The 2482-nt window shown below is 69.5% G+C and carries 1 protein-coding gene; it reads left to right on the top strand.

The window, feature by feature from the left end; translation table 11 throughout:
• A partial coding sequence (locus ETD96_RS43340; protein WP_138642283.1) for a Tn3 family transposase occupies window positions 1-2319 on the top strand: 2319 nt, incomplete at its 5' end.
• Between the last annotated feature and the right edge of the window lie 163 nt (window positions 2320-2482).

The following is a 2482-nucleotide window of genomic DNA, read 5'->3' on the forward strand; positions in this document are numbered from 1 at the left end:
GGGTCGGTGGAGTTGCCGGCGGAGGTGCCGCAGCGGCGGCTGGTGGACCTGGCCCGCTACGGGATGGGCGCGACCGCGACCACGTTGCGGCGGCATGGCCCCTCGCGGCAGCTGGCCACGCTGCTGGCCACGGTCATCTACCTGGAGGGCAAGTCGGTGGATGACTGCCTGGACCTGCTGGATCTGCTGATGACGACCGAGCTGATCGGCAAGGCCGAGACGGCGACCAGCAAGGAACGTGCCCGCCAGCATCCGAGGCTGGCGCGGCACTCGGCGGTGCTGGCGGCCGCGGTGGAGATGCTGCTGGAGGTCACCGAGTACGGCGAGGAACTGTCGCTGGAGCAGGTGTGGGAGTCGATCGACGCGGTGGTGCCGCGCCGGGAGCTGAGGACGGCGGTGGCGGCGGTGACCGAGATGGTGCCGCCGCCCGAGGCCGACGATGACGGGCCGATGCGGGCGCTGCTGGCCGAGCGGATCGCCACGGTGTCGGGGTTCTTGAAGACCCTCACCACGGTGATCGAGTTCGGTGCGACCGCCGAGGCGGCCCGGGTGCTGGAGGCCACCAAGGCGCTGCCGCGGCTGCTGGACGGCCGCAAGAAGAAGGTCACCGCGGCCGACATCGACGCCGGCCTGGTGTCGGGGTCGTGGAAGCGGCTGGTTCACCGGCCCGGCGCGCACGGCAGCACGGTCGATAAGAACGCCTACACCGTGTGCGTGCTGACCCAGTTCCACCGTCATCTCAAGCGCCGCGACATCTACGCGCAGGCGTCGGCGCGGTGGCGGGACCCGCGCGCGCAGCTGCTGGCGGGGGACGCCTGGCGGGCGGCCAGGGGCCCGGCGCTGACCGACCTGCGGCTGCCCGAGGCCCCGGGCACGCTGTTGGCCGAGCACGCGATGGTGCTGCACATGGCGTTGCGGGACGTGTCGGGCCGGATCGGCGGCGAGTCTGGCCTGAGCGTCGATGACGAGGGCCGGCTGCACGTGGCCAAGCTGGTGGCGCTGCCCGACCCGGCGTCGCTGAGCGACCTGCGCAGGCGGGTGGCCGGGATGCTGCCGCGGGTGGACCTGCCCGAGCTGCTGCTGGAGGTGATGGGCCGCGTGCGGGGGTTCGAGGAGGCGTTCATCTCGGTGGCCGGCGGCACGAGCAAGCTGGCCGACTTCGAGGTGTCGGTCGCGGCGTGCCTGATCTCCCAGGCGCTCAACATCGGGTATGCGCCGGTGACCAAGCCCGGCACCGCGGCGCTGGAGCGTGCGCGGTTGTCGCATGTGGCGCAGAACTACCTGTCGGCCGAGACGTTCTCGGCCGCCAACGCCCCGCTCATCGACGCGCAGGCCGGGATCGGCTTCGCCCGGCAGCTGGGCGGCGGGCTGGTCGCCGCGATCGACGGGATGCGGTTCGTGGTGCCGGTCCCCTCGATCTATACCCGTCCCAACCGCAAGTACTTCGGCCCTAAACGCGGTCTGACCTGGCTCAACATGATCAACGACCAGGGTATCGGGCTCGGCGCGAAGGTGGTCACCGGTACGGTCCGCGACTCGCTGCACATGATCGACGTGCTGTTCCGCCGCGACGGCGGCCGCCGTCCCGAGGTCATCGTGACCGATACCGGTTCCTACTCTGATGTCGTGTTCGGCCTGGTCCATCTGCTGGGCATGCAGTACCGGCCCGCGCTGGCCGACCTGCCCGATCAGAAGGGCTGGCGGATCCAGGACGCCGACTACGGGCCGCTGGTCCGGTTCGCCCGCGGCCGCATCGACCTGGACAAAATCGCCCGGCACTGGCACGACATCCTGCGTGTGGTGGTGTCGATCTACACCGGGCAGGTCCGCGCGCACGACGTGATGAAGATGCTCCAGCGCGACGGCAACCCCACCCAGCTCGGCGAGGCGATCGCGCACTACGGCCGGATCTTCAAGACGCTGCACATCCTCACCTACGCCGTCGAGGAGCCCTACCGCCGCGACATCAAGGGCGTCCGCAACCTGCAGGAATCCCGGCACGCCCTGGCCGGCAAGGTCTTCCACGGCCGCAAGGGCGAGATCTACCAGCGCTACTACAAAGGCATGGAAGACCAGCTCGGCGCCCTCGGCCTGGTGCTGAACTGCATCACGCTGTGGAACACCTTCTACATCGACCGCGCCTTGGACCAGCTGCACGCCGGCGGCTACCCGCTGCTGGCCGAGGACGTCGTCCGGCTCTCGCCGTTCGGCCGCAAGCACATCAACGTGATCGGCACCTACACCTTCACCGCCCCCGATCTCGGCCCGGCCGGCGTCCGCGAACTCCGTGACCCCGACGCCGACGACGAAGACGACTAACTGGACGACTAATACGCGCGGACGCCCGGGAGCACCGAGCCTGTAACTCGAAGTGTGTAAAGATGATCTTGTTGTGGGTCTGGTTGTCTTTACTGGATGCGGTCTGGGTAGGCGTCGGCGAGTTCGTTGAGGGCTTCGGCCCACCCGTAGGTCTTCTGGCCCT

This window comes from Actinomadura geliboluensis, from assembly GCF_005889745.1.
Classification (GTDB): domain Bacteria; phylum Actinomycetota; class Actinomycetes; order Streptosporangiales; family Streptosporangiaceae; genus Spirillospora; species Spirillospora geliboluensis.